General features: G+C 66.9%; 28 protein-coding genes. 3 read left to right on the forward strand and 25 right to left on the reverse strand.

Going from position 1 to position 26237, the window contains the following annotated elements; translation table 11 throughout:
• The 4 genes from rlmB to WIX39_RS19695 form a co-directional block, all read right to left on the reverse strand.
• Nucleotides 1-747, reverse strand: a complete 747-nt coding sequence (gene rlmB, locus WIX39_RS19680; RefSeq protein WP_081269119.1) for a 23S rRNA (guanosine(2251)-2'-O)-methyltransferase RlmB — start codon at nucleotides 745-747, stop codon at nucleotides 1-3.
• A 123-nt stretch (nucleotides 748-870) separates the two neighbouring features.
• Nucleotides 871-1851, reverse strand: a complete 981-nt coding sequence (locus tag WIX39_RS19685) for a hypothetical protein (RefSeq protein WP_081269118.1) — start codon at nucleotides 1849-1851, stop codon at nucleotides 871-873.
• A 4-nt stretch (nucleotides 1852-1855) separates the two neighbouring features.
• Complete coding sequence (locus WIX39_RS19690) at nucleotides 1856-2335, reverse strand: hypothetical protein (protein WP_081269117.1); 480 nt, start codon at nucleotides 2333-2335, stop codon at nucleotides 1856-1858.
• A gap of 51 nt (nucleotides 2336-2386) precedes the next feature.
• On the reverse strand, nucleotides 2387-3097 hold the full coding sequence (locus WIX39_RS19695; RefSeq protein WP_081269116.1) for an ABC transporter ATP-binding protein: 711 nt from the start codon (nucleotides 3095-3097) through the stop codon (nucleotides 2387-2389).
• Nucleotides 3098-3133: 36 nt separating this feature from the next.
• Here WIX39_RS19695 and WIX39_RS19700 point away from each other — a divergent pair, with 36 nt between their 5' ends.
• Nucleotides 3134-3772 (forward strand): arylesterase, encoded by a 639-nt coding sequence (locus WIX39_RS19700; RefSeq protein WP_234382513.1) that lies wholly within the window; start codon nucleotides 3134-3136, stop codon nucleotides 3770-3772.
• A 58-nt stretch (nucleotides 3773-3830) separates the two neighbouring features.
• On the opposite strand, the gene WIX39_RS19705 is transcribed toward WIX39_RS19700, so the two are convergent.
• Both WIX39_RS19705 and WIX39_RS19710 read right to left on the reverse strand, forming a co-directional pair.
• The gene (locus tag WIX39_RS19705; RefSeq protein ID WP_055796387.1) at nucleotides 3831-4034 is read right to left on the reverse strand and encodes a hypothetical protein; all 204 of its coding nucleotides are present in this window, start codon (nucleotides 4032-4034) and stop codon (nucleotides 3831-3833) included.
• Between the two features lie 112 nt (nucleotides 4035-4146).
• A complete protein-coding gene (locus tag WIX39_RS19710; protein ID WP_081269114.1) occupies nucleotides 4147-5340 on the reverse strand; it encodes a PLP-dependent transferase in 1194 nt (397 codons plus the stop codon).
• Nucleotides 5341-5427: 87 nt separating this feature from the next.
• Here WIX39_RS19710 and WIX39_RS19715 point away from each other — a divergent pair, with 87 nt between their 5' ends.
• Together WIX39_RS19715 and WIX39_RS19720 are read left to right on the forward strand one after the other, a co-directional pair.
• Complete coding sequence (locus tag WIX39_RS19715; RefSeq protein ID WP_106934247.1) at nucleotides 5428-6312, forward strand: AraC family transcriptional regulator; 885 nt, start codon at nucleotides 5428-5430, stop codon at nucleotides 6310-6312.
• A gap of 53 nt (nucleotides 6313-6365) precedes the next feature.
• Nucleotides 6366-6818 carry a VOC family protein gene (locus WIX39_RS19720; protein ID WP_081269112.1) on the forward strand — a complete coding sequence of 151 codons (453 nt, stop codon included), beginning with the start codon at nucleotides 6366-6368 and terminating at the stop codon, nucleotides 6816-6818.
• An 18-nt stretch (nucleotides 6819-6836) separates the two neighbouring features.
• On the opposite strand, the gene WIX39_RS19725 is transcribed toward WIX39_RS19720, so the two are convergent.
• From WIX39_RS19725 to scpB, 19 genes are all read right to left on the reverse strand, one after another.
• On the reverse strand, nucleotides 6837-7361 hold the full coding sequence (locus WIX39_RS19725; protein WP_106934246.1) for a phosphoribosyltransferase: 525 nt from the start codon (nucleotides 7359-7361) through the stop codon (nucleotides 6837-6839).
• Between the two features lie 21 nt (nucleotides 7362-7382).
• Entirely contained in the window at nucleotides 7383-8714 is a 1332-nt protein-coding gene (locus WIX39_RS19730; RefSeq protein WP_081269110.1) for an adenylosuccinate synthase, read from the reverse strand.
• 22 nt (nucleotides 8715-8736) lie between these two features.
• Complete coding sequence (locus WIX39_RS19735; protein WP_106934245.1) at nucleotides 8737-9897, reverse strand: ATP phosphoribosyltransferase regulatory subunit; 1161 nt, start codon at nucleotides 9895-9897, stop codon at nucleotides 8737-8739.
• Nucleotides 9898-9953: 56 nt separating this feature from the next.
• Nucleotides 9954-10142 (reverse strand): DUF2065 domain-containing protein, encoded by a 189-nt coding sequence (locus WIX39_RS19740; RefSeq protein ID WP_081269108.1) that lies wholly within the window; start codon nucleotides 10140-10142, stop codon nucleotides 9954-9956.
• A gap of 16 nt (nucleotides 10143-10158) precedes the next feature.
• Nucleotides 10159-11058, reverse strand: a complete 900-nt coding sequence (gene hflC, locus WIX39_RS19745; RefSeq protein WP_081269107.1) for a protease modulator HflC — start codon at nucleotides 11056-11058, stop codon at nucleotides 10159-10161.
• A 17-nt stretch (nucleotides 11059-11075) separates the two neighbouring features.
• Nucleotides 11076-12449, reverse strand: a complete 1374-nt coding sequence (hflK, locus tag WIX39_RS19750) for an FtsH protease activity modulator HflK (RefSeq protein ID WP_081269106.1) — start codon at nucleotides 12447-12449, stop codon at nucleotides 11076-11078.
• A 74-nt stretch (nucleotides 12450-12523) separates the two neighbouring features.
• Complete coding sequence (gene hflX / locus WIX39_RS19755; protein WP_106934243.1) at nucleotides 12524-13693, reverse strand: GTPase HflX; 1170 nt, start codon at nucleotides 13691-13693, stop codon at nucleotides 12524-12526.
• A 57-nt stretch (nucleotides 13694-13750) separates the two neighbouring features.
• On the reverse strand, nucleotides 13751-13996 hold the full coding sequence (hfq, locus tag WIX39_RS19760) for an RNA chaperone Hfq (protein WP_012747311.1): 246 nt from the start codon (nucleotides 13994-13996) through the stop codon (nucleotides 13751-13753).
• 162 nt (nucleotides 13997-14158) lie between these two features.
• Complete coding sequence (gene der, locus WIX39_RS19765; RefSeq protein ID WP_081269104.1) at nucleotides 14159-15502, reverse strand: ribosome biogenesis GTPase Der; 1344 nt, start codon at nucleotides 15500-15502, stop codon at nucleotides 14159-14161.
• A gap of 60 nt (nucleotides 15503-15562) precedes the next feature.
• Nucleotides 15563-16705, reverse strand: coding sequence for an outer membrane protein assembly factor BamB (gene bamB, locus WIX39_RS19770; RefSeq protein WP_081269103.1), 1143 nt, complete (start codon nucleotides 16703-16705; stop codon nucleotides 15563-15565).
• Nucleotides 16706-16712: 7 nt separating this feature from the next.
• Nucleotides 16713-17405, reverse strand: a complete 693-nt coding sequence (locus WIX39_RS19775) for a YfgM family protein (protein ID WP_081269102.1) — start codon at nucleotides 17403-17405, stop codon at nucleotides 16713-16715.
• A 5-nt stretch (nucleotides 17406-17410) separates the two neighbouring features.
• Nucleotides 17411-18721 carry a histidine--tRNA ligase gene (gene hisS / locus WIX39_RS19780; RefSeq protein WP_081269101.1) on the reverse strand — a complete coding sequence of 437 codons (1311 nt, stop codon included), beginning with the start codon at nucleotides 18719-18721 and terminating at the stop codon, nucleotides 17411-17413.
• 16 nt (nucleotides 18722-18737) lie between these two features.
• A complete protein-coding gene (ispG, locus tag WIX39_RS19785; protein ID WP_409195661.1) occupies nucleotides 18738-20009 on the reverse strand; it encodes a flavodoxin-dependent (E)-4-hydroxy-3-methylbut-2-enyl-diphosphate synthase in 1272 nt (423 codons plus the stop codon).
• A complete protein-coding gene (locus WIX39_RS19790) occupies nucleotides 20006-20974 on the reverse strand; it encodes a helix-turn-helix domain-containing protein (RefSeq protein ID WP_409195662.1) in 969 nt (322 codons plus the stop codon). Before WIX39_RS19790 ends, ispG begins: the two co-directional genes overlap by 4 nt.
• Nucleotides 20967-21821, reverse strand: coding sequence for a type IV pilus biogenesis/stability protein PilW (gene pilW / locus WIX39_RS19795; protein WP_081269098.1), 855 nt, complete (start codon nucleotides 21819-21821; stop codon nucleotides 20967-20969). The genes WIX39_RS19790 and pilW overlap by 8 nt, the downstream gene beginning before the upstream one ends.
• 4 nt (nucleotides 21822-21825) lie before the next feature.
• Nucleotides 21826-22974: a 23S rRNA (adenine(2503)-C(2))-methyltransferase RlmN gene (rlmN, locus tag WIX39_RS19800; RefSeq protein ID WP_409195663.1), complete on the reverse strand. Its 1149-nt coding sequence runs from the start codon at nucleotides 22972-22974 to the stop codon at nucleotides 21826-21828.
• 21 nt (nucleotides 22975-22995) lie between these two features.
• Nucleotides 22996-23421: a nucleoside-diphosphate kinase gene (gene ndk, locus WIX39_RS19805; protein ID WP_019653122.1), complete on the reverse strand. Its 426-nt coding sequence runs from the start codon at nucleotides 23419-23421 to the stop codon at nucleotides 22996-22998.
• 153 nt (nucleotides 23422-23574) lie between these two features.
• Nucleotides 23575-25392 (reverse strand): pseudouridine synthase, encoded by a 1818-nt coding sequence (locus tag WIX39_RS19810; RefSeq protein ID WP_409195664.1) that lies wholly within the window; start codon nucleotides 25390-25392, stop codon nucleotides 23575-23577.
• Nucleotides 25389-26228 (reverse strand): SMC-Scp complex subunit ScpB, encoded by an 840-nt coding sequence (gene scpB, locus WIX39_RS19815; protein ID WP_409195665.1) that lies wholly within the window; start codon nucleotides 26226-26228, stop codon nucleotides 25389-25391. Before scpB ends, WIX39_RS19810 begins: the two co-directional genes overlap by 4 nt.
• Nucleotides 26229-26237 lie beyond the last annotated feature (9 nt).

A 26237-nucleotide genomic window follows, 5' to 3' on the forward strand; every position in this document is an offset into this window, starting at 1 on the left:
TCAGGCGCCGCGCTGGCGCATCGCCTCGTAGAGGCACACGCCGCTGGCCACCGAGACGTTCAGGCTCTCCACCGCGCCCGCCATCGGAATGCTCACGAGCTCGTCGCAGGTCTTTCGCGTGAGCTGGCGCATGCCCTCGCCCTCGGCGCCCAGCACCAGCGCCAGCGGGCGCTTGAAGTCGCTCTGGTAGATCGTGCCCGGCGCGTCGTCGCTGGTGCCCACGCACCAGATGCTGCGTTCCTTGAGTTCGTTCAGCGTGCGGGCGAGGTTGGTCACCATGAAGTACGGCACCGTCTCCGCGGCACCGCTCGCCACCTTGGCAACCGTGGCATTGATGCCGGCCGCATGGTCCTTGGGAGCGATCACCGCATGCGCGCCGGCCCCATCGGCCACGCGCAGGCAGGCGCCGAGGTTGTGCGGATCGGTCACGCCGTCGAGCACCAGCAGCAGCGGCACCGTGCCGGCCTCTTCGAGGCCTTCGAGCAACTCATCGAGCGAATGGACCTGGGCCACGGGTTCGACCCGCGCCACCACGCCCTGGTGACCGTGGCTGCCGCTGAGCTTGGACAACCGCAGGCCGTCGGCCTCGACCAGCCGGACGCCGGCTTCTTGCGCACGCGCAATGAACTGTTTCATGCGCGCATCGCGCCGGCTGGCGTCGAACATCACTTCGAGCACCGATTTAGGCGCGGTCTTGATGCGCACGCCCACGGCATGGAAGCCGAAGATCACTTTTGGGGAAGACATCCCGTGATTATCCCTACCCCCAGGCTTGCCCACTTCGTGTGGCCTCCTCCCCCCTGGAAGGGGGCAACACCGGCGGCCCGGCAAAGCCGGTTCCGCGGTGTTCCACGAAGGTGCCTCGCTCCGTCAGGCGAGGGGTAAACCGCTGGTCGCGCGGGTGCGCTCGTCGTGCAGTTGCTGCACCGCCAGCGCATTCGGATGCACCTTCTCGCTGTTGCCCACGGCCTCGAGGAACTGGCAGGCGGCGTGGCCTTCGGCGGCCTTTTCGTAGCGGGCGATCCAGGCGTCGCGCGCGGGCAGCTTGTCGGGCGCCACGGGCCACACGCCGGGCCGGGGCCGCATCGCATCGCCGATGCCGATGCGCCACGGCTTGGCGCTCAGGCGCGCGCGAAAACAGTTCTGGTTGCGGCACATGCGGGCGTACACCTTGTCGACGCCCAGCAGCTGGAAGCAATCGGCCACCGCGTTGTCCGACGGCTTGAAGACATCGTGCATGGCCAGTACCCGAAAGCCCGCGGGCGTGCGGTAGATGCGCAGGTGCCAGTCGGGATGCTGGTGCATGAAGCGTCCGATGCGCTCGGCCGCCTGCTTCTCGGGCGATGGGTTGCCGCTGGGCTCGCCGCGCTTCTTGCGCTGGCCGATGACCCAGGCCACGGCGAACACCACGATGCCCGCGATCAGCCCGCCGAGCCAGGTCTTGGCGGCCCAGCCGCCGACCACACCGGCGATCAGGGCCGGCACCAGCGCAAAGCCGAAAACGCTGCCGCGCAGCGGCTCCTCGAAATCGATGTCCACGAACAGCACGTCGGGCGTGTTGAGGCAGCGCGCGCCGTAGCTGTTGCGCGTGACCACGGTGTCGCCCTGCCGCTCGACGATTTCCTCGCGGATCGGCACGCCGTCGGCGCCGTTGTAGGCGCGCTTGAGTTCACGGCGGTCGAGCTGCTCGCCGGCCACGATGCGGTCGAAGGCCTCGCGGGCACGCTGGTCGGCATGCGCCTGCGCTGCCACGGGGCTGTCGTCGGACCAGCCGTGCCGGCGAACGGTGATCTGCTTGCCGGCCACGCGCTCCTGGACGCGGCCCTCGGCCCAGAACTGGGGAACGATCATCGGGTCAGAGCTCTTTTCCGAACAACGCCCAGACCAGCAGCATGGCCAGCACGATGACGGTGACCGGCAGCCAGCTGTAGCTGCCCGCCGGCACGCGGCCCGGCTCGTCGACCACCGGGCGGCGAGGTATTTCCGACGCCAGGTGGCCGAAGGCGCCGACCGGCGGGTTTTCGTGGTTCTCGACCAGCCGCTTGGCGGCCGCGAGGCTCAGGCCGGTGGCGTCGCGTGTGAGCCGCACGGCCTCGACCTTGTTGCCTTGCGCCAGCGCGGTCAGTGCCGTGGACGGCATCGACGCGAAGCCGCGGTCCTGCGCGGAGACGTCGGGCGAAGCGCGGCCCGGGTCCCCCATCCATGCGGCATAGCGCTCGACGGCGTCCTTGGCCGAACGGAGATCCATGCCGGTGCTGTCACGCACGATCTTGATGGCCTCGATCAGCCTGCCACGCCGCAGCGCCGCGATGGCGTCCGGTGGTAGGTCGTCCATGGGGGATGTTGCTCCTGTATTTGCTATCCGTTTGATAGCTTACCGCGCTTGTCAGCCGGGCGCTACGGCAGCTTTTTCATTACCTGCCACCCTTCCGGCCTCGATCGTGATGCGCCGTTCGCACCGATCGGCGATGCCGCGGTCGTGCGTGACGAGCACGAGCGTGGTGCCCAGTTCGCGGTTGAGGTCGAACATGAGCTTCATGACCTGCTCGCCGGTGGCGAAGTCCAGGCTGCCGGTGGGCTCGTCGGCCAGCAGCAGCGAAGGCTGAACGACGAAGGCCCGCGCCAGCGCCACGCGCTGCTGCTCCCCGCCCGAGAGCACCTTCGGGTAGTGCCCGAGCCGCTGGCCCAGCCCGACGCGGCCGAGCATTTCGGTGGCCGCCTTGCGGGCGTCCTTGCGGTTGGCAAGCTCCAGCGGGAGCATGACGTTCTCGAGCGCGCTGAGGTTGCCCAGCAGCTGGAAGCTCTGGAACACGAAGCCCACGCGCTTCGCGCGCACGGCGGCGCGCTCGTCCTCGTCGATGGCGAACAGATCGTCGCCCGCGAGCCTGACGGTGCCGCGCGTGGGCGTGTCCAGCCCCGCGATGATCGACAGCAAGGTGCTCTTGCCCGAACCCGAGGCGCCGACGATGGCCGCGGTCTCCCGCGCGCCGAGGGTGAAATGGATGTCCTGCAGAATGTCCAGCGTGCCGGCCGAGTCGGTCACGGACTTGAAGACATGCTCGACGGCGACAATGGCATCAGACGGGGGTTGGGACATGGAAAGGCTTTGGTTTTGAATCGACGTGACTTTATCTTGACCACCGCCGCGCTCGGCAGCGCGGGGACTTGGACGACCGCGGCGAATGCCCAGGCTCCAGCCTCCACGGCTGGCAAGCCGGTGATCCTGGTGCTGGGCGATTCGCTGAGCGCAGAGTACGGGCTCAAGCGCGGCGAAGGCTGGGTACCCTTGCTGGAGAAAAGGCTTGCGCAGCAGAAGATCGCGGCGACCGTGGTCAACGCCAGCATCAGCGGCGACACCAGCTCCGGTGGACGCGCCCGCTTTCCTTCGCTGCTCGCGCAGCACAAGCCCAGCCTCGTTGTGCTGGAGCTCGGCGCCAACGACGCCCTGCGCGGCCTGCCGCTGGCCGACACCGAAAGCAACCTGCTGCAGATCACCAAGGCCGCGCAGGCGGCAGGCGCGAAGGTGCTGATCGTCGGCATCCAGGTGCCGCCCAACTACGGCGGCGACTACACGCGGCGCTTCGAGGCGGTGTTCTCGAAGGTGGCCGGCGCCACCCGGTCGGCGCTCGTGCCCTTCCTGCTCAAGGGCGTGGCGGACGCACCGAACGCGCTCTCGCTGTTCCAGGCCGACCGCATCCATCCGACGGCGGCGGCGCAGCCGCAGTTGCTCGACAACGTCTGGCCCGAACTGCGCAAGCTGCTGCCCAAATGAAAAAACCGCCACCGGCGCAAGCCTGTGGCGGTTTTCATGGAGGGAAGCCAGAAACGGATCAACCGTTCTTGGTGGGCAACTCGGGCACCGTGGGGGGATCGCGTTCGAGCGAAGCCACGTCGGTTTCCGGGTCTCCGGGAGCCAGTCCGTCGCTGCTCGGGCTGAGTTTGCGATTCGCCTTTTCCCGGAGCTTTTCTTCCTTTTTCTTCTTCTTGGCCAGCTCTTTCTGGCGCTTCTCGTAGCCGTAATTTGGTGTTGCCACTGCTTCTCCTTGGGCGAGGCAGTCAGGGTGACTGCGCGTGGCCTACTGTAAGCGATAACGGTGCAGTCTCAAGAGCCCCCGCGGCGGCACTCGAGACAGCCGATTCGCTTTTTTACATCCGTGCCAGCGCCTGTTGCAGATCGGCCCGCAGATCGCCCACGTCTTCCAGGCCGATCGAAAAGCGGACGAGCGTGCCCCTGTGGGGCCAGCGCGCCACACTGGCGTCGCGCATCAGGCCGATGTCGTAGGGCACCACGAGGCTGATCGGCCCGCCCCACGAGTAGCCGAGCCGGAACAGCTTCAGGCTGTCGCAGAAGCGGTCGACCTGCTCGGTGCGGAAGCGCTCGTCGAACACCACGGAGAACAGGCCCGCCGCCAGGTCGGTTTCGCCGCACAGTGCACGCCAGTGGACATGGCCCGGGGAATCTTCCAGCGCCGGGTGCAGCACCTGCGCGATTTCCTCGCAGCCGTTGAGCCATCCCGCCAGTTCCCGTGCCGCGCGGTCGTGCGCCGCATAGCGCAGACCGATGCTGGGCAGCGAGCGCAGCAGCGTCTCGACGTCGCCGACGCCGACGCCGAAACCCATGCGCATGTGGGTGAGCTTGAGGGCGCGGTGCAGGCGCTCGTCGCGCGTGACCACGCTGCCCATCAGCACATCGCCGCCGCCGCTCGGGTACTTGGTGAGCGCGTGCACGGAAATGTCGACGCCCTGCCCCGTGCCGTTGAAATCGAAGGGCGCGAAGGCCAGGCCGGCGCCCCAGGTGTTGTCGAGCGCCGTCATCACGCCGCGCGCGCGGCAGACGTCCACCAGCGCGGGAAGGTCGGGGAATTCCATCGTCACCGAACCGGCCGCCTCCACCCACACCAGCCGCGTGCGGGACGACAGCTTGGCCTCGAGGTCCGACGGGTCCATCGCGTCGTACAGGCGGTGGGTGATGCCGAAGTTGGCGAGCTCGCCGGTGGCCAGCGCCTTGTTGGGGCCGTAGGCGTTGTCGGGGATCAGCACTTCGTCGCCGGTCTTCAGGAAGGCGAACGCCACCAGCGAGATGGCGGCCAGGCCGCTGGGCACCAGCAGGCATTCGGTACCGCCTTCGAGCGTGGCAAGGCGCTCCTCGAGCGTGAAGGTGGTGGGCGTGCCGTGCAGGCCGTAGGTGTAGCCGGCCTTGGTCTTCCAGTCACGGGCGCGCATCGCCGCCACGTCGGCGAAGAACACCGTCGACGCCTTGAACACGCCGGGCTGCGGCGCGGCGAAGGTGTCGGGTGGGGTGTAGGGGTGGTGGATCAGGGTCGTGGAAAGCTTGCTCATGGGTGAATCCTAGCGTGGTGGTCGCGCGCCCTGCTCGCGCCCGGGCCCGATTGCGCTGCGAAACGGCTCGACGGACACTCTCCGCACATGCAACTGACCCGCCTTCCCTTGCCTCAGCTGCGGCCCTTCGTGCGGCTGCTGTGGGCGTCCGAACCCGAGGGGGCGCCCCGCGAACGGCCCGGCGCGCGCGAACATGTGCTGCCCACGGGCAGCATGCACCTCGTGTTCCGGCTCTCCGGGCCGCCGTTGCGCCTTTTTCATGACGACGAGGACGCGCGGGGCTACACCGTGGGCCATGCGATGGTGGGCGGCACACGCTCGGCCTTCTTCGTGCGCGACGTTTCGCTGCAGACGCGTTCGGTCGGCATCATGCTCAGGCCCGGCGCGGCGAACGCGCTGCTCGGCGCGCCTGAAGACGCACTGGCCGGCCGCCACACACCGCTGGAAGCGCTCTGGGGTACCGCTGCCGGCTTTGCGCTCGAACAGCTTCACGCCGCCGGATCGCCGGCGCGGCAGCTCGAGATCGTCGATGCGTTGCTGAGCGCACGGCTCGCCGCGTCCACCGCGCACCGCCTGCATCCCGCGGTGGCGCAGGCGCTGGCCAGCATGGCCGGCTGGAACGCCAGCGACGACGGCGCGCAGGCCGGCGCGATCCACCGGCTGGTGGCGCAAAGCGGATACAGCCACCGGCGTTTTATTGCGCTTTTTCGCGGCATGACCGGCCTGGCGCCCAAGCAATACGCCCGCATGCTGCGCTTCGACCACGTGCTGGGCCGGTTCGCGATCGACCCCGAGCAGCCCTGGGCCGACCTGGCACTGGACGCGGGCTACAGCGACCAGGCGCATTTCAACCGCGACTTCCTCGCGATCGCCGGCATGTCGCCGCAGGCCTACCGGCGCGCGGCACCGAAGTCGTCGCGCCACGTGCCGGTCCGAGCGGCTGCCGGCAGGTCAAATTTCTTCAAGACGTGAAGACAGGCCGGAAACCACAATCACGCCCATCCCACACCTGACGAACGAACACCATGGCTATCCACGAACTGTTCCCCTACATCTGCGTCCACGACGCGGCCGCCGCCATCGACTTCTACTGCAAGGTCTTCGAGGTGAAGGAGATCTTCCGGCTGACCGAGCCCAGCGGGCGCATCGGCCACGCGGAGCTGGACTTCCACAACGGCGCGATCCTGATGCTCTCGGACGAATTCGCCGAATGCGACATCCACAGCGCGAAGACACTGGGCGGCACCGCCGTCACGCTGCACCTGCATGTGGACGATGCCGACACGGTCGTGGCGCGCGCGGTCGCTGCCGGCGCCACGCTCGACAGGGCACCGCAGGACCAGTTCTATGGGGAACGTTCCGGCGTCTTTCGCGACCCCTTCGGCCATCGCTGGAACGTGGGGCACAGCATCGAGAAGCTGACGCCGGAAGAAATGCAGCGCCGCTATACCGCGATGCTGCTCAACCCCGCCGGATGAATCGGCGGGACTGGATCGTCAGACCGACCACTTCTCGATGAGCTTGTCGGCGCCCATGGAGTCGTAGCCTTCGAAGGGCTGATGGATCCACGGGTTGGTGGCCAGGAATTCCACCTGGTAGTCGGGCGTGAAGGTCGACAGCGCCTTGGTCCAGATCACGGCGCTGCGCAGCTCGGTGATGGGCGGATAGTTGTTGCGCAGCATGTCCATCACCGCGTGCAGCGTGTGCCCCGAATCGGCGAGGTCGTCCACCAGCAGCACCCTGCCGGCGATCTCGCCCTTGGGGGTGGTGATGAAGCGGGCGATGTCCAGGTGGCCCTGCACCGTGCCTGCATCGGCGCGGTACGAGCTGGTCGACATGATCGCCAGCGGCTTGTCGAAGATGCGCGAGAGCACGTCGCCGGGGCGCATGCCGCCGCGTGCCAGGCACAGGATGGTGTCGAACTGCCAGCCCGACTGGTGCACCTTGATCGCGAGCTTCTCGATCAGGTTGTGGTACTCGTCGTAGCTGACGTAGAGATGCTTGCCGTCTTCGGTCAACATGGTTCTTCTTTTCCTCTGTTTTCAGTCGGCCAGGTAGGGGTGGCGCATCATGATCGTGTGGTCGCGATCGGGGCTGGTCGACACCATGTGGATCGGCACGCCGGTGACCTGCTCGATGCGCTGCAGGTACAGCCGCGCATTGACCGGCAGCTTGTCGTACTGCGTGACGCCCACGGTGCTTTCGCTCCAGCCCTCGAGGGTCTCGTAGATCGGGGTGCAGCGCTCGATCTCGTCGGCGCCCATCGGCAGGATGTCGGTGATCTCGCCGTCGAGTTCGTAGCCGGTGCACAGCTCGAGCTTCTCGAGGCCGTCCAGCACGTCGAGCTTGGTGATGCACAGGCCCGACAGGCCGTTGACCTGCGCCGAACGCTTGAGCAGCGCGGCGTCGAACCAGCCGCAACGGCGGCTGCGGCCAGTGGTCACGCCCTTTTCGGCGCCCACGGTGCTCATGTGGTAGCCGGGGGTGCCGGGCGTGGCCCAGTCGAGCTCGGTGGGGAACGGACCGCCGCCCACGCGCGTGCAGTAGGCCTTGGTGATGCCCAGGATGTAGTGCAGCATGCCCGGGCCCACGCCCGAACCGGCGGCGGCGTTGCCGGCCACGCAGTTGCTGGAAGTGACGTACGGGTAGGTGCCGTGGTCCACGTCGAGCAGCGTGCCCTGCGCGCCTTCGAACAGCAGGTTGGCGCCGTTCCTGTGCGCGTCGTTCAGCTCGCGCGAAACGTCGGCCATCATGGGCTTGAGCAGCTCGGCGTGCTTCATGGCTTCGTTGAAGACTTCGTCGAAATCGATGGCCGGTGCGCTCAGCACCTGCGTCAGCACGTGGTTGTGCAGGTCGAGCAGCACGCGCAGCTTGGCCGCGAAACGCTCGGGGTGCTTCAGGTCCTGCACGCGCAGCGCGCGGCGGGCGATCTTGTCTTCATAGGCCGGACCGATGCCGCGGCCGGTGGTGCCGATCTTCTCGATGCCGCCCTTCTCGCGATAGGCCTCGCGCGCGATGTCCAGCGCGGCGTGGAACGGCAGGATCAGCGGGCAGGCCTCGCTGATGCGCAGGCGCGAACGCACTTCGACGCCAGCCTTCTCCAGCCCTTCGATTTCCTCGAACAGCTTGGCAGCCGACAGCACCACGCCGTTGCCGATGTAGCACTTGACGCCGGGCCGCATGATGCCGCTCGGGATCAGGTGCAACGCTGTCTTCACACCGTTGATGACCAGCGTGTGGCCCGCGTTGTGGCCGCCCTGGAAGCGGACCACGCCCTGGGCGCTTTCGGTCAGCCAGTCGACCAGCTTGCCTTTGCCCTCGTCGCCCCATTGGGTGCCGACGACGACCACGTTTCTTCCGGTGGTTACGCTCATGCTCGTTCCATTACTCAAAAATTCAGATCGTTCGGACACTCCACTGGCCTGCTTGCTCGACGAGCTCGCGGTCGCAGTGGAATTCATCGATTTCGCTGCCATGGCCCGGCAGCACGCAGACTACCGTTTCACCGGACTTGCGCAATTGGGCAATCGCCTGACGCAGGCCGGCCGCATCGCTCCACGGCGCGCGGATGGCGGCACGCAGCGGACGGGCCGGCAGCACGCCGACCAGTTCACGCACGTCGAGGCTGAAGCCGACGGCCGGACGATTGCGGCCGAACACGGCGCCCACCTCGTCATAGCGGCCGCCGCGCACCAGCGAATCGGCCGCGCCGGGCACGTAGATGCCGAAGCGCATGCCGCTGTAATAGGCGTAGCCGCGCAGGTCGGCCAGGTCGAAGCTGATCTGGCGGCCCGCAACCTCGTCCAGGCCGGCGGCGATCTGCCTGAGGTCGGCCAGCGCGGGAGCCACTGCGGGCGTGCCCTCGAGGGCCTTCGCGGCCTCGTCGAGCACGCAGACGTCTCCATAGAGCCCGATCAGGGCGCGCAGGCCGTCGCGCGAGGCAGCGGGGAAATCCTTGGTGAGCGAGGCGAGTTCGCTTGCGTCCTTGGCGGCCAGCGCGGCGTGCACCCGGGCCAGCAGCGCCGCGTCGACCGGCACGCCGGCGAACAGCGCGCGCACGATGCGGGCATCGGCCAGGTCGACGATCACGCCTTCGCGCAGGCCCGCGGCATCGAGGCAGTCGAGTGCGAGCAGCAAGGTCTCGGTGTCGGCCTCGAGGCCGGCGTGGCCGTAGATCTCGGCGCCGAACTGCAGCGGCTCGCGGGTTGCATGCGGCCGGTCGGGGCGGGTGTGGAGCACCGGGCCGCAGTAGCACAGGCGGGCCACGCCGTCGCGGTTCAGCAGGTGGGCATCGATGCGCGCCACCTGGGGGGTGGTGTCGGCGCGAAGGCCCATGCTGCGGCCGGAGAGCTGGTCGACGAGCTTGAAGGTTTGGAGGTCGAGCGCCTCGCCGGTGCCCGAAAGCAGCGACTCCAGGTGCTCGAGCAGCGGCGGCATCACCAGCTCGTAGCCGTAGCCACGGGCGGTATCGAGCAGCTGGCGTCGAAGTTCTTCGATGTGGCGCGCCTCGGAAGGCAGCACATCGGCAATGTGATCCGGAAGGACCCAAGCGGACATGGGGATCGGGGGCGTGGTTAAACCGGGATTCTACCGGGACCGCGACCAGCCCGAGACTAGGCCAGGATCCAGAGCAGTATCAAACCCAGCAGGATGCTGCAAAGTCCGAAGAAACGAAGCTGGCCGTCGCGCAGCTGCATGAGCTGCCCGAAGCCGCGCCGCCACCCTCCCGGAGAAACGAAAGGCAGGATGCCCTCGATCACCAGGACGAGCGCTAGCGCGCTCCAGAAAGTGTCGGCGCTCACGGCTCCGGGGAAAGAATCAACGACGAGGAGCGTTGGTGGAGGAACCCGAGCCCTGCATGGCGCGGAAGAAGTCCGACGACGGGTCGAGCACCATTACGTCGCTCTTCTTGTTGAAGCTCTGCTTGTAGGCCTCGAGGCTGCGATAGAACTGGGCGAACTGAGGGTCGCGGCCAAAGGACTCGCTGTAGGCGGCAGCGGCCTGGGCATCGCCCTCGCCCTTGATCTTCTGCGCATCACGGTAGGCGTTGGCGACGATCACTTCGCGCTGACGGTCGGCGTCGGCGCGGATTTTTTCGCCCTCGGCCGTACCGGTCGAGCGCAGTTCGTTGGCCACGCGCTTGCGCTCGGCTTCCATGCGGCGGTAGACCGATTCGGTAATGGCTTCCACATAGTCGACACGGGTGATGCGAACGTCGACCACGTCGACGCCCCAGGGCTTGGCGCCCTTCACCACCGACAGCACTTCGCGCTGCACGTCGGCCATCAGGGCCTCGCGGCGCACCGAGATCAGGTCGCGCACGGTGCGCTTGTTGATGTTTTCCTGGAACGCATTGCGCACCACACGGTTGAGCTGCATCGCACCGGCGTTCTCGTCGAGACCGACGTTGCGGATGTAGGCCTGAGGGTCGCTGATGCGCCAGCGCACGTACCAGTCGATCACCACGCGCTGCTTTTCAGCGGTGAGCATGGGTTCGGTGTCGATGCTGGAGAGCGTGAGCAGCCGCTTGTCGATGTACGACACGTTCTGGAACGGCGGCGGCAGCTTGAAGTTGAGGCCCGGCTCGGTGATGACCTGCTTGATCTGGCCGAGGGCATAGACCACGCCGAACTGGCGCTGGTCGACCACGAAGAGGGTCGAGCTCAACAGCACGAGCAAGACGAGGATCGACGATGCGATGAATCCGATTCTGTTCATGTTCTTCTAGTCCTTGTTCAACGCACGTCGCGGTCGCGCGAGCGGCCGTCGCGGGCTCGCACGTCGCCCGTCACGGGCGCCACCGGGATCACCGAGGACTGGGGCGGCGCGGTGCCGGCCACATTGGGGCTGGCCGCATCGACCGGCGTGGGCGTCGCGCTGTTGCCGCTTTGCTGCATCAGCTTGTCCAGCGGCAGGTACAGCAGGTTGGAGCCCTGCTTGCTGTCGACCAGCACCTTGGTCGTGCTGGCGTAGATCTGCTGCATGGCGTCGGTGTACATGCGGTCGCGGGTCACCTGCGGCGCCTTCTGGTACTCGGCCAGGACCGAAGCGAAGCGGCCGGCATCACCCTGGGCCTGCGCCACGATGCGCGCCTTGTAGGCTTCGGACTCTTCCTTCAGGCGCGAAGCCGTACCGGTGGCGAGCGGCACCACGTTGTTGGCGTAGGCCTGGGCTTCGTTCTTGGCGCGTTCGCGCTCCTGACCGGCCTTGAGCACGTCGTCGAATGCGGCCTGCACCTGCTCGGGCGGGCGCACGCCGCCCTGCTGCAGGTTGATGCCGACCACTTCGACACCGACCTTGTAGCGATCGAGGATGGTCTGCATCAGCGTGCGCACGCGGGGTGCGATCTGGTCGCGCTCTTCGGCCAGCGCGGCGTCCATCTTCATCTTGCCGACCACCTCGCGCACGGAGGTCTCGGCCACCTGCACGACGGTCTCCGCGGGCGACTTGCTCTCGTAGAGCCAGGCGCGCGCGTCGCTCAGGCGGTACTGCACCGCGAACTTGATTTCGACGATGTTCTCGTCTTCGGTCAGCATGGCCGACTCGCGAAGGCCGGTGGATCGCACGATGGCGTCGCGGCCCACGTCGGTGGAGCGGATCTGCGTGACCACCACCACTTCATGGCGCTGGATGGGATAAGGCAGGCGCCAGTTGAAACCGGCGCCCACGGTCGTCTTGTAGCGTCCGAACTGGGTCACGACCGCCTGCTGGCCTTCGTTCACGATGAAGAAGCCGGTGCCGAGCCAGATGAGTACGGCCACGGCAGCCACGAGGCCGAGGCCGAATCCTGCGTTCTTCATGTCTGGCCTGTAGCCGTTGCCGCCGCCGTTGCTGTTGCCGCCGCTGGGACGATTGCCGCCGCCCTTGCCGCCGCCGAAGAAACCGCCGAGCTTGCGATTGAGGTCGCGCCACAGTTCATCGAGGTCGGGCGGGCCCTGGTTGGGCCCCTGGCCGCGGGGACGGTCGTTGTTGTTGCTGTTGTTGCCCGAAGGCGGGGGCGTCGGTGCGCCCGGAGGATTGGCTTCGGGGGGACGGTTGCCGGTCGGGCGATCACCGTTGGAGGACGGCTCGTCGCCACGACCCCACCGGCCATCGTTCAGATTGAACATGCCCAGAAACCCTCTCCGCGCTGGCTTTGAATTCATTCGCTTCGTTCTCTTGTCAGTGGCGGGATTGTGCCCAATCAATTGGCCGCATCGTGCAATTCAGCGTTCGCCTCAGGGGACATCGTATCGGCTACGGAGCCCGATTGCCGGGCGAGCTCGGCGCGCAGCAACGGCACGCCCTCGCCGCTCCTGGCGCTCAGGAAGATGCGGGGGACCTGCACACCGTCGATTTCCATCTCGTCCTGCAGATGCAGCGGATGCTGCGTGCTTTCAAGGGCGTCGAGCTTGTTGAAGACCAGAAGCTGCGGGACGGTGTCGGCACCGATCTCGCGCAGCACGGTCTGCACCTCGGCCATCTGTTCGGGGTAATGGGGGTTGGAGGCGTCGACGACGTGCAGCAGGAGGTCGGCGTCGACCGCTTCCTGCAGCGTCGCCTTGAACGCATCGACCAGGCCGTGCGGCAGGTCGCGAATGAAGCCCACGGTGTCGGAAATCGACACCTGGCGCCGGGCATCGCCCAGGTAGAGATTGCGCGTGGTGGTGTCCAGCGTGGCGAACAGCTGGTCGGCCGCATAGGCGCGGGCCTTGACCAGTGCGTTGAACAGCGACGACTTGCCGGCGTTGGTATAGCCGACGAGCGAGATGTTGAAGGTGTCGCGCCGCTCGCGCTGCCGGCGCTGCGTACCGCGTTGCTTCTGCACCTTGGCCAGCCGCTCGCGGGTGCGCTTGATCGACTCGCCGATCATCCGGCGGTCGAGCTCGATCTGCTTTTCGCCCGGACCGCCGCGCACACCCGCGCCACCGGTCTGACGCTCCAGGTGGGACCAGCGCCGGACCAGCCGGGTACTGAGGTACTGCAGGCGGGCAAGCTCCACCTGCAGCTTGCCTTCGTGCGAGCGCGCGCGCTGCGCGAAGATCTCGAGAATGAGGAAAGTGCGGTCGTACACCGCGACGTCCAGTTGGCGCTCGAGGTTGCGCTGCTGGGCAGGGCTCAGCGCCTGGTCGAAGATGACTTCGCTCGCCCTGTGGAGGGCGGCCAGTTCCTTGATTTCTTCGGCCTTGCCGCTGCCGACGAACAATGCCGCGTCAGGGGCCTTGCGTTTGCAGGAAAGATGGGCGACGGGCGTGAGGCCGGCAGTCTGCGCGAGCAGGCCGAGTTCCTCGAGTTCGCTGTCGAAATGGGGCAGCCCGAAATCAACGCCGACGAGAACGGCGGCGCCTTCCTGGCGGGGGATCTGTTCAGACAAGCGGGATCAGAATTGGGAAAAAGCGCGACGGCCGGAAGGCCGCCGCGCTCCGCGCTATCAGGCAGCGGCGTCGTCGTTCTCGGCAGCCGAGAAATTGACGGCACGACCCGGCACGATGGTGGAAATGGCGTGCTTGTAGACCATTTGCGTCACTGTGTTGCGAAGCAACACGACGTACTGGTCAAAAGACTCGATCTGCCCTTGCAGCTTGATACCGTTGACCAAATAAATGGAAACTGGCACATGCTCGCGACGCAAGGTATTCAGAAACGGGTCTTGCAGAAGTTGCCCTTTATTGCTCACGATATTCTCCGTGTTCAAGAGTAGTTGTTGGAGAGATGACCTTAACACAGGGTTTCCGCGCTGCAGCAACCCGGGTCAAAAGCCTTGAGAAAATAACGGTTCTCAAAAGCCGGAACTTCCGCCCTCGTCGCAAGTCATTGGCCGCCATCGGCGCCCAATGGCTCAGTCGTCCTTGTCGGCAAAAGGATTGTGGGAGCTCTTGAATTCGATCCGCAACGGGGTACCCACCAGGTCGAATTCCTTGCGGAAGCGTCCCTCGAGGAAGCGCTTGTAAGCATCGGTCACATGTTCGAGCGAATTGCCGTGGATCACGATCACCGGCGGATTCATGCCACCCTGGTGCGCATAACGCAGCTTGGGCCTGTACATGCCGCCGCGCTTGGGAGCCTGGAACTGCACCGCCTCCAGCAGCAACCGGGTCAGCACCGGCGTCGACATCTTGCGCGTGGCCGACTTGTGGGCCTGCGCAATTGCCTGCCAAACCGGGCCAAGGCCCTGGCGCTTGATGGCCGAGATGAAATGCAATGCCGCGAACTTCAGGAACGGCAACCGGGTTTCGATCTGCCGCTGGATCTGCTCGCGCTGGTAGCTGTCGACCGCGTCCCACTTGTTGATGGCGATCACCACCGCGCGGCCGCTTTCGAGGATGTAGCCCGCGATGTGGGCATCCTGGTCGGTCACGCCCTGCGTGGCGTCGAGCAGCAGCAGCACCACATTGGCCGATTCGATGGCTTGCAGCGTCTTGACCACCGAGAATTTCTCGATCGCCTCGAACACCCTGCCCTTGCGGCGCAAGCCGGCCGTGTCGATCAGCTCGAAGCGCTGGCCGTTGCGCTCGAAGGGCACTGAAATCGCGTCGCGCGTGGTACCGGGCATGTCGAATGCCACCAGTCGCTCTTCGCCAAGCCAGGTGTTGATCAGCGTCGACTTGCCCACGTTGGGCCGCCCCGCCACTGCCAGCTTGATCGGCTTGTTGACTTCGTCCTCGTCCGACTCGTCATCCGGATCGGGCAGGTTCAGCGGCTCGAGCGCAAGCTCGACCAGGTCGCGCATGCCTTGCCCGTGCGCCGCGGAAACCCCGTGCACGTCGCCGAAGCCCAGCTCGTAGAAATCCACGAGCTTGGTGCCGTCGTGCATGCCCTCGGCCTTGTTGGCGGCGAGCACGCAGGGCTTGCCCAGACGGCGCAGTTCATTGGCGATCTCATGGTCTTGCGCCGACAGGCCTTCGCGGGCATCGACGACGAAGATCACCACGTCGGCCTCAGCCACGGCCTGCCGCGTCTGCTTGGCCATTTCCTTGTAGATGCCGCTGCCGGCATCGGGCTCGAAGCCGCCGGTGTCGATCACGATGAACTCGTGCTTGCCCAGGCGACCGTTGCCGTAGTGGCGGTCGCGCGTGAGGCCGGCGAAATCGGCGACGATGGCGTCGCGCGTCTGGGTCAGGCGATTGAACAGCGTCGACTTGCCGACGTTGGGACGCCCGACCAGGGCCACGACCGGCTTCATGGCCGGCCTTTCGATGGCGCGGTTTTCATGGTCGGGCCTTGCAGGAAAAGATTCAAAAGATTATTCAGGGCGGTAGCCAAACACACCACCCTTGGCAGTCACGACCACGACCGTGTTGCCGACGAGCACCGGCGCAACGGTGATGGCGGAGCCATCGGGGGTGACACGATTGAGCAGAGCACCGTCTTCGCGCGACACGAAATGCAGCGTGCCGGTGCTCTCCCCGATGATCAGCGAGCGGCCCACGGCCAGCGGCGAGGTCAGCTCGCGATTCTTGAGGCGGCTCATCTGCCAGGCACGTTCGCCGTCGCCGCGGCGCCAGGCGATGACGCTGCCATCGGATTCGGTGCCGTAGACAAAGCGGTCGTCGCCGCTCACGCCGTCGGCGCCCGAAGCCGGCTTGCTCCAGACCAGCGTACCGCGCGTGGTGTCGACGCAGCCGACGCTGGCGTAGTAGGCCCGTGCGCAGACCGAGTCGCCCAGACGGCTCACGCTGCCGGTCAGGTCGACCAGGCGCTCCACGTCGTTGGTGCCACGCGGCGCGGCGATGGGAGCCTCCCAGCGCGAGGTGCCGTTGCCGGGGTTGATGCCGACCAGGCGGCCGCCAAGGCCGGCCACCAGCGTGTCGCCGACGGCCATCAACACGCCCGACTTGCGCAGCACCAGGTTTTCACCGGCGCGCTGCTGGATCCACAGGCGACGGCCGCTCTGGCCGTCCCAGGCGCTGACGCTGCGGTCGGCGGTCTGCACGAACACGCGGCGGCCAGCGACCAGCGGCGCGGTGAAGGCTTGGGCGGACAGCTTCTGCTTCCACAGCACCTTGCCGTTCTCGAGTGCCACCAGTTCATTGCCGGTGGTGACCACGGCCGCCAGGGAGCCGTCGCTGCCGACACCGGCCGCCAGCGGCGCGCCGGCGCTTGCGCGCCAGGTTTCGCGCCCGGCGCGCGCATCGATGGCAACCACGGTGCCGTCGCTGCCGGCCACGGTGACGATGTCGCCGTTGATGTTGGCGGTGAGCGGGAACTTGACTTCGGGGATCTTCACCGTCCAGGCCTGGCGCACGCCCAGCAGGGCCGGATTGGCGGGCAGTTCTTCGGGCTTCGGCTTGCTGGTGCCCGAGCAGGCGGCCAGGAAAGCGACCAAAACAAGGGCGGATCCCGCACGCAGGGCGGTCGATTCAGGCATGAAACGCTTGAAATTCATGATGCGGTCAGGGAGTTTTGGGAGCTGCGGGAGTGACGGTGACGACCGGGGCCAGGCTCTTCGGGTCGACACCGACCGCGTTCAGCTTGATCTCGACCAGACGGCGGTAGTCGGAGGTGGCGCCGAGGCCGGTCCAGGCCTTGCGGTACTCGGCCTGCGCCTCGTTGCGCTTGCCCTGGGCCAGGTAAATGTCGCCCTTGCGATCGGCCACCAGCGGTTCGAATTCCTTGGGCACGCTGCCGTCGAGCTGCTTGAGCGCTTCGTCATACGACTTGCTGTCGAGCAGCTCGCCAGCAAGGCGCAGCTTGGCAACGGCCTTGTAGCCAGGGTCGACGGCGTTCTGCGCAACCCATTCCAGCGCGGAGCGCGAGCCTTCGGCATTGCCCTTCTCGAACAGCGTCTTGGCGACCAGCAAGCCGGCCTGCTGTGCATAGGCGGTGTTGGCGAAGCGGTCCTTCATGTCGGCCAGCACGCGCTGGATGCGCTCGACGTCGCCGGCCTGCGTGGTGCGCTCGACCTCGTCATAAAGTGCCGCGGCCTGCACGGCCTTGTTGCGCTGGAAGTATTGCCAGCCGTTCCATGCCACGAAGGCACCGGCGACAAGCAGGACAGCCCAGGTGATGAGGGTGCCGTAGGTGTTCCAGAAATGCTTGAGCTGGTCGAGCTGTTCCTGTTCTTCGAGATCGAGATGGGTTGCCATGCGTGTCAGGTGTTGGAAGCCGGCGATTGTAGGGTGGCGGCCCATGTGGGGGCTTCAGCAAGAGCCCGGGAAGTCTGCGCGCCGCTTCCGTCGCGCAGCGCCTTGAGAGTCACTTCGCCGCGTGCGAGTTCATCGGCACCGAAGATCAGGGCGTAGGTGGCGCCGCTGGCGTCCGCCTTCTTCATCTGCGCCTTGAAGCTGCTGAGGCCGTCAGCCGTGGCCGCATGCATCTGCACGCGCACGCCGATCTCGCGCAATTGCTGCAGCGTGCGCAGCGCGATGGGCATGGAGGCGGCATCCGGCACGATGGCGTAGGCGTCGGGCACCGGTGCCGGCACCTCGGCGCCCTGCTCCTTGAGCAGGTCGAGCACGCGCTCGACACCCATGGCCCAGCCCACGGCCGGCGCGGGTTTGCCGCCGATCTGCGCAATCAGGTCGTCGTAGCGTCCACCGGCACACACCGTGCCTTGCGAACCCAGGCGGTCGGTCACGAATTCGAAGACCGACAGGTTGTAGTAGTCCAGCCCGCGCACAAGACGCGGATTGATCGTGAACGCGATGTCATTGGCCTTGAGGATGGCCTGCAGCCCCTCGAAGTGCGCGAGCGACTCCGCCCCGAGAAAGTCGATCAGCTTCGGCGCCGACTCGACCACGTCCTTCATTGCCGGATTCTTGGTGTCGAGAATGCGCAGCGGATTGCTGTGCAGGCGGCGCTTGCCGTCTTCGTCGAGCTTGTCGGCATGCTTCTCGAAGTGCGCGATGAGTTCGGCGCGGTGCAGCGCCCGCTCGGCGGGCTGCCCCAGGCTGTTGAGTTCGAGGCGCACGTCGGTCAGGCCAATGGCCTTCCAGAGCGCGTTCGCCAGCAGGATCAGTTCGGCATCGACATCGGGACCGGCAAAGCCCAGCGCCTCGGCCCCGATCTGGTGGAACTGGCGGAAACGCCCGCGCTGCACGTTCTCGCGGCGGAACATGGGGCCGGTGTACCAGAGGCGCTTGGGCCCTTCGTACAGCATGTTGTGCTCGATCACCGCGCGCACCAGGCCCGCCGTGTTCTCGGGGCGCATGGTCAGGTGTTCGAACTTGCCATGCTTGTCGGCGCGGTCCTCGAAGGAGTACATCTCCTTCTCGACGATGTCGGTCACCTCGCCGATGCCGCGCACGAAAAGCGCGGTGCGCTCCAGGATCGGCGTGCGGACGTTGCGGTACGCAAACCGCCCCATCAGGTCGCGCACGGTGGCTTCGAGCCACTCCCAACGCGCCGATTCGGGCGGCAATATGTCGTTCATGCCTTTGACGGCATTCAATTTTTCAGCCATGGATCCTGCGGAGGTGTCAGGCAGCGACGGCGTGCTCGCCGCCGAAGCGCTTTTCGATGTAGGTTTCTACGAGCTGGTGAAACTCGTTGGCGATATTGTCGCCGCGCAGCGTGAGCGCCTTTTCGCCGTCGATGAAGACCGGCGCGGCGGGCGCCTCGCCGGTGCCGGGCAGGCTGATGCCGATGTCGGCATGCTTGCTCTCGCCGGGGCCGTTGACGATGCAGCCCATGACGGCCACCTTCAGCGTTTCCACGCCGGGATACTTGTTGCGCCAGACCGGCATCTGCATGCGCAGGTAGTCGTCGATCTGCTTGGCCAGTTCCTGGAAGGTGGTGCTGGTGGTGCGGCCGCAGCCCGGGCAGGCGGTGACGCTCGGCACGAACACGCGCAGGCCCAGCGCCTGCAGGATCTCGTTGGCGATCAGCACTTCCTGCGTGCGCGACTCGCCCGGCTGCGGCGTGAGCGACACGCGAATGGTGTCGCCGATGCCCTCCTGCAGCAGGATCGACAAAGCCGTGGCCGAAGCCACCGTGCCCTTGGTGCCCATGCCGGCTTCGGTAAGGCCCAGGTGCAGCGGATATTCGCAGCGCCTGGCCAGCTCGCGGTAGACCGAGATCAGGTCTTGCACACCGCTCACCTTGCAAGACAGGATCACCTGGTTGCCTGCCATGCCCATCGACTCGGCCAGCCTGGCGGACTCGATGGCGGATGTGATCAGCGCCTCGTACATCACCTGCTTGGCATCCCAGGGCTGGGCGCGCTGGCTGTTGGTGTCCATCAGGCTGGCGAGCAGTTCCTGGTCGAGGCTGCCCCAGTTGACGCCGATGCGCACGGGCTTGTTCCAGCGCATCGCGGCGTCGATCATCTGGCCGAACTGCTTGTCCTTCTTGTCGCCCTTGCCCACGTTGCCGGGGTTGATGCGGTACTTGCTCAGCGCTTCGGCGCAGGCCGGATAGTCGGTGAGCAGGCGGTGGCCGTTGTAGTGGAAGTCGCCGATCAGCGGCACGTCGACGCCCATGCGGTCGAGCTGTTCGCGAATGTAGGGCACCTGCGCCGCGGCTTCGGGCGTGTTGACGGTGATGCGCACCATCTCCGAACCGGCCAGCGCAAGTTCCTTGACCTGGATCGCCGTGCCGATGGCGTCGACGGTGTCGGTGTTGGTCATCGACTGCACGCGCACCGGCGCGTCGCCCCCCACCGTCACGACACGCGGTCCCCAGACCACGCTGGCCTGGCGCGAGCGGCGCGGCTTGGGCGCCGCGGAATCGATGGGAAGGCAGTCGCTCATGACGTCACCTCGAAACGCGCAACGCCACCGCTCTTGGTGACGGGCTTCAGGTCAAAGGGCTTGCCGCGCACCTGCACGTCGACGCTCGACGCACGGCCAACCACCACGGACAGCGGCAGCGCACCCGAGAGACCGACGGTCTCGCCGGCCTTCAGGCTGCGGCGCAGCAACTGCTTGCCACCGGCTTCGGTCACGGTGATCCAGCACTCCTCACGGGCCACGAAGACGAGTTGCTGGCTGCTTGCGGCCGGAGCGACTGCCGGTGCCGTTGCGACCGGGGTTGCGGCGGCAGCATTCGGGGCAGCTGCGGCAGCTGGCGGCTCGCCCGTGGTGCTCGCCGAGCCGCTCGGCGCCACCGGCTGTGCCGGCGCCGTCTGGGCGACCACGCCCGGGCCACCCGATGCAGGCGGCGCATCCGCAGCCGCGTCGTTCGTTGCGGCGCCATCGGCCGCGCCACGTGCGGTCAGGCGGGAAACGGAGGCGCCGAGCTGATCGAACACCGACTGCGGCAGCCAGAACAGCGCACCGGCGCCGATCAGCAGCAACACCACGACCGTCAGCAACGCACGCGACGGCAGGCCGCCGCTCGAACGGCCGCTGCCGGTCCAGCGCGGCGTGCCCGACGAGATGTTGGTCTTGAGCGTGCGGTCGGCGTCGGCCAGCGACACCTTCTGCGTGGTCGGCAGCTTGGCAAGCACTGGCGCCGGATCGATGCGCAGGGCACGGCAAACACTGCTGGCAAGCGCGCGCGCAAAGACCGGGTCGGGCAACGAAGCGATGTCGTCGGCCTCGAGCGCCAGCAGCTTCTGCGGTGGCACCTTGAGTGCCGCCGCCACCATTTCGATATGCAGGCCGTGGGCCTCGCGCGCCTCGCGAAGCATGTCGCCGGCGGTCTTGTGCGTGATGTCGGCTGCTTCGAGCGGCTGTGCCGCGGAAGTGCCGAACTCCGAAACCCTATCAGTCATTGAAATTCCCGCGCTCGTACGCTGATGCCTCCCGCGATTGGGGGAAGCGTCGTTGCAGTTGGCCTCCCAACTGCGCCACTGCTTCGCGGTTGTTGAGCTTTCGTTCGATCTTGATGCCGAGCCACAGCGTCTCGGCACTGGCCGAGGGGCTGTTGTTGACACGGCGAATGTAGAACTGCGCGCGCGACCATTCTTCTCGCTGAGAGAGCACCAGGGCCAGGTTGAAGCCGACCACCGGGTTGCCCGCATCGATCTCGTAGGCCTGCTGCAGGGTGCGCTCGGCCTGCGCGCGCTGGCCCGCCCTGAGCTCGCAGACGCCGCGCGTCATGAGCGTCTTGGCGCGGTCGGGATAGCTGGGCACGGCGAGTGCCTCGTTGAACTGGGTTGCCGCGTCGCCGTAGCGGTTCTGCTGGCACAGCAGCCAGCCGTAGTTGTGGCGCGTGTTGGGGTCGCGCGGATTGATGGCGATGGCACGGCGGAAGCTGTCTTCAGCCATGCCGGCGTCGTCGAGCCGCATGTAGACCAGGCCGCGCAGGTTGTACGCGTCCGCATTGTTGGGGTCGGCGGCGAGCGCCTGCTTGATCTCGTCGAGCGCGACGTTGGTCTGGCCCTGCTCGAAATAGCCCGATGCCAGTTCCATGCGCAGGCGCGCGCGGCGCTGCCGCGAGCTTTCGTCCGACTCGGTGACGATGTCCACGCCCTTGCCCGAACTGGTGTCGGCCAGGCTCGTGGTGGTGGTGCGCGTGCTGACGCAACCGGCGAGCAGAAAAGTCACGGCGACGCCGGCAAAGCTCGCGGCCAGCATTCGCTGCGCGCTAGCGGTCGTCATCCGAAAAGCCATGCTCATTGCTTCAGTGCTCCTGGGGAACGGTCTTGCGGACCGGATGCAAAACAATGGGACGCTCGGTCGCGCGACGCTGGGCCATGCGCTCGGCTGCGCGGGTGCGGTCCTTGACGTCGCCGGCAAGCTGGCCGCAGGCGGCGTCGATGTCGTCGCCGCGCGTCTTGCGCACCGTGGTCACCAGGCCCGCTTCGCTCAGCATCCTGGCGAATGCCAGCACGCGCGGCTGCGGCGAACGCAGCAGGCCCGAGGCCGGGAACGGATTGAACGGGATCAGGTTGAACTTGCACGACACGCCACTGGTGCGAACAAGCTCGATCAGCTGGCGCGCATGCTCCGGCTGGTCATTGACGCCGTCGAGCATGCAGTACTCGAAGGTGATGAAGTCGCGAGGCGCGTGCGCCAGGTAGCGCTTGCACGCCTCGAGCAACTCGGCGATCGGGTACTTGCGGTTGAGCGGCACGAGGTCGTCGCGCAGCGCGTCGTTGGGCGCATGCAGCGACACGGCCATCGCCACCGGGCAATCGGCGCCCAGGCGGTCGATCATGGGCACCACCCCGGAGGTCGACACCGTCACGCGACGGCGCGACAAGCCATAGGCGTTGTCGTCGAGCATGGTGCGCAGCGCCGGCACCAGCGCGGAATAGTTCTGCAGCGGCTCGCCCATGCCCATCATCACCACGTTGGAGATGACACGCTCGTCGCGCTTGAGGTGCCTGCGCAGGAAGTGCTCGGCGAACCACAGCTGGGCGACGATTTCGCCCGTGGTGAGGTTGCGGCTGAAGCCCTGGTGCCCGGTCGAGCAGAAGCGGCATCCGACCGCGCAGCCGGCCTGGGACGACACGCACAGGGTGCCGCGGTCGTCTTCAGGAATGAATACGGCTTCGACGGCATTGCCGTCGCCGACGTCGAACAGCCACTTGATCGTGCCGTCCTTGGATTCGTGCTGCGTGAGGACCGACAGGGCCTCGACGCGAGCGGTGGTCGCGAGTTTCTCGCGCAGCGACTTGGCCAGATCTGTCATCTGGGTGAAGTCGCTGGCGCCACGCTGGTGGATCCAGCGGAACAGTTGCGTGGCGCGGAATTTTTTCTCGCCGAGTTTTTCGCAGAACGCGGCCAACCCCTCGAGATCGAATTCGAGCAGATTGGCCGTGGTCATGGAATCGGTCGAGAGACGACTTCAGCGTGCGTAGACGTTGAGGCCGGCGAAGAAGAACGCGACTTCGTTCGCTGCGGTTTCAGGAGCGTCCGAGCCGTGCACGGCGTTGGCGTCGATGCTGTCGGCGAAGTCGGCGCGGATGGTGCCGGCGGCTGCCTTCTTGGGGTCGGTGGCGCCCATCAGGTCGCGGTTCTTGGCGATGGCGTTCTCGCCTTCGAGCACTTGCACGAACACGGGGCCCGAGATCATGAACTCGACCAGGTCCTTGAAGAAGGGGCGTTCCTTGTGCACGGCGTAGAACTGTTCGGCTTCGTTGCGCGACAGGTGCACCAGCTTGGCGGCGACGATCTTGAGGCCGGCAGCTTCAAAACGGGAAACGATCTTGCCGATGACGTTCTTGGCGACTGCGTCGGGCTTGATGATGGAGAGGGTACGTTCGATAGCCATTGAAATGCTTCCTGGAGCTTTGATTTTGAATAGTTTTGTCACAACTGCAACGAGTTTGTTGCGCCGTATGTCGACAAAGCCTCTGATTTTAACCGGCGCAGCCCCCTGGGCTCATGAAAACCCCGCGAAAGGCCGCGCTGCGACGGGAGACTTTCAGCGCCCGCGGCGACGTCCGCCACCCGCGTTGCCGAAGCCGCCTCCGCCACCTCCGCCGCCGCCACCTCCGCCGCCGCCACGTCGGCCGGGGCCTCCGCGCTGCTCCTTGCGCTGGCGCGAGAAGCTGTCGGCGCCGATGTAACCGAGCGAGGTCTTCATCGGATCGGGTTGGTTGGCTCCGCTCGGCTGGCGGTCGTCACCCTGGCGATTGCCGCCGCCCTTGCCGCGGCGCCCCTGGCCTTGCCCCTGCGGCTGCTGGCCGCCGTTGCCGCCGCCGCCCCGATTGGGGCGTGGGCCGCGGTCGCCGCGCGGCGGACGGCCGTCGCCCAGCGGATTCGGGATCGGCGCCTCGCCGCGATTGCCGTCGTCGCGCATCTCGCGCGGCTGGCCACCGCCTTGGCCACCGTTGCGGTTGCCGCGACGCTTCTTGTTGCGCCCGTTGCGGCCATTGTTTACGCCGCCTTCCTGGCCGGGGCCGCGTTGCTGCGGGCCGGGTCGGGCCGCAGCGCCGCCTGAAGCCTGGAACAGCGCGCGGATGTCGCGCTCGTCGAGCTCCATCCACGCACCGCGCTTCAGGCCGCGAGGCAGCACCATGGCGCCGTAGCGGATGCGGATCAGCCGGCTGACCGCATGGCCGACCGATTCGAACAGGCGGCGCACCTCGCGGTTGCGGCCTTCCGAGATCGTCACGCGATACCAGCAGTTGGAGCCCTCGCCGCCGCCTTCCTCGATGGTGCCGAACTGGGCCATGCCGTCGTCCAGGCGCACGCCGTCGAGCAGCTTCTGCTTCTCTTCGCTGGTGAGCGCACCCAGCACGCGGACCGCGTACTCGCGCTCCAGGCCGAAGCGCGGGTGCATGAGCTGGTTGGCCAGGTCGCCGGAGCTGCTGAACAGCAGCAGGCCCTCGGTGTTCAGGTCGAGCCGGCCGACCGATTGCCACTTGCCCTGCTGCAGGCGCGGCAGCTTGCGGAACACGGTGGGCCGGTTCTGCGGATCGTCATGCGTGACCACTTCGCCGGTGGGCTTGTGGTACGCAATGACGCGCGGCGGCGGAGGCGCGATACGGTAGCGGATCGGCTTGCCGTTGATCTTGACCTGGTCGCCGTACTGGATGCGCTGGCCGATGTGGGCCGGCTCGTTGTTGACGGAAATGCGGCCCTGGAGAATCAGCTGCTCCATTTCGAGCCGCGAACCCAGGCCCGCCTGCGCCAGCACCTTGTGCAGCTTGGGCGAATCGGCCTCGGGCAGCAGCACGCGCTTGAGCGGCGGTACTTCGGGGCTTTCCTCGTCGGCGTCGAACTGGCCGGAAATGACGTCGGCGAAGCGGATCGGCTCGGGCGGCAGCGCGTTGCGCTGCTCGCGCTCGGCGGCGCGGCGGGCGCGATCGAGGTCGTCTTCTTCCTCGTCGGGCTCTTCCTCTTCCTCGTCGTCTTCCTCGCTGTATTCGCGGACCGGTTCGGCGGCGACAGCGACAGGCGCGACAGGCTCCGGCTCCCGCACAGGCTCTTGCGCCACCTCGGCAACGGCCTCCGCTACGGGCGCGGCCTCAGCCAAAGCCGACGGCGGCGCTTCTTCGGGCACCGACTGCTCGACCGGCTCCGCGACCTTTTTCTTGCGGGGCGCGCGAGGCTTCTTGGGCGCTTCGGCCTCGGCCGCCGGCTCGGCCGGTGCAACCGACACTTCGGGCACAGCCTCCGGCGCCACCGACTCGGTAGCGGCAACCGCAGCCTTCCTGGGCGTGGCCGCCCTTTTCTTCTTCTTGACTTCGGGCTCGGCCGGCAGCATTGCCGCGTCGTCGGTGTCGGATGGGCTCATGAGGTTTTTCCGGGAGAAACTGCTTCGGGATCGGCCTCGTCATCGGACGGACCGTCGGGTTCTTGTGGTTGTTCGGGCTCTTGGGCCAGAACGGTCTCGGCGGCCAAAGGCGCCTCGGATTCATCGGCGGCGGCGGCGTTTTCGGCGACTTGCGCCTGCGCGGCCTCCACGGCTTCGGCAGCCTCGGACAGCACTTCCGCCGTCACGGGCACTTCGACGGGCTCGTCGACGGCCGCCACGGCGGGCTCGTCGACGGGGTCCATCGGCAGCCCCTGCTGCTCGCCCGACGCCTGCTCGAGCGCGTCGACCAGGGCGGCCTGCTGCGCCGGCGTCTCGATCAGCGGCAGCTGGTCGAGCGAAGCCAGGCCGAGGTCGTCCAGGAACTGCCGCGTGGTCGCGTACAGCGCCGGCCTGCCGACGGTTTCGCGGTGGCCGATCACCTCGACCCAACCGCGGTCCTCGAGCTGCTTGAGGATCAACGAGTTGATCGTCACGCCGCGGATGTCTTCCATGTCGCCGCGCGTCGCGGGCTGGCGGTACGCGATGATGGCCAGCGTCTCGAGGGCGGCGCGCGTGTAGCGCGGCGGCTTCTCGGGGTGCAGGCGGTCGAGATGATCGCGCATCTCGGGCCGGCTCTGGAAACGCCAGCCGCTGCCGACGCTCACAAGCTCCAGGCCGCGCTGCGCCCAGTCTTCCTGCAATTCAAGCAACAGCACCTTGATGGTGTCCACGCCCAGCTCGTCGTCGAACAGCACGCGCATGTCGCGCACCGGCAGCGGCTGGCTCGAACAGATCAAGGCGGTTTCGAGAATGCGCTTGGCATCCGCCGTATTCATGGTTCGCGT

The organism is Variovorax sp. AB1(2024) (assembly GCF_037482385.2).
Classification (GTDB): Bacteria; Pseudomonadota; Gammaproteobacteria; order Burkholderiales; family Burkholderiaceae_C; genus Variovorax.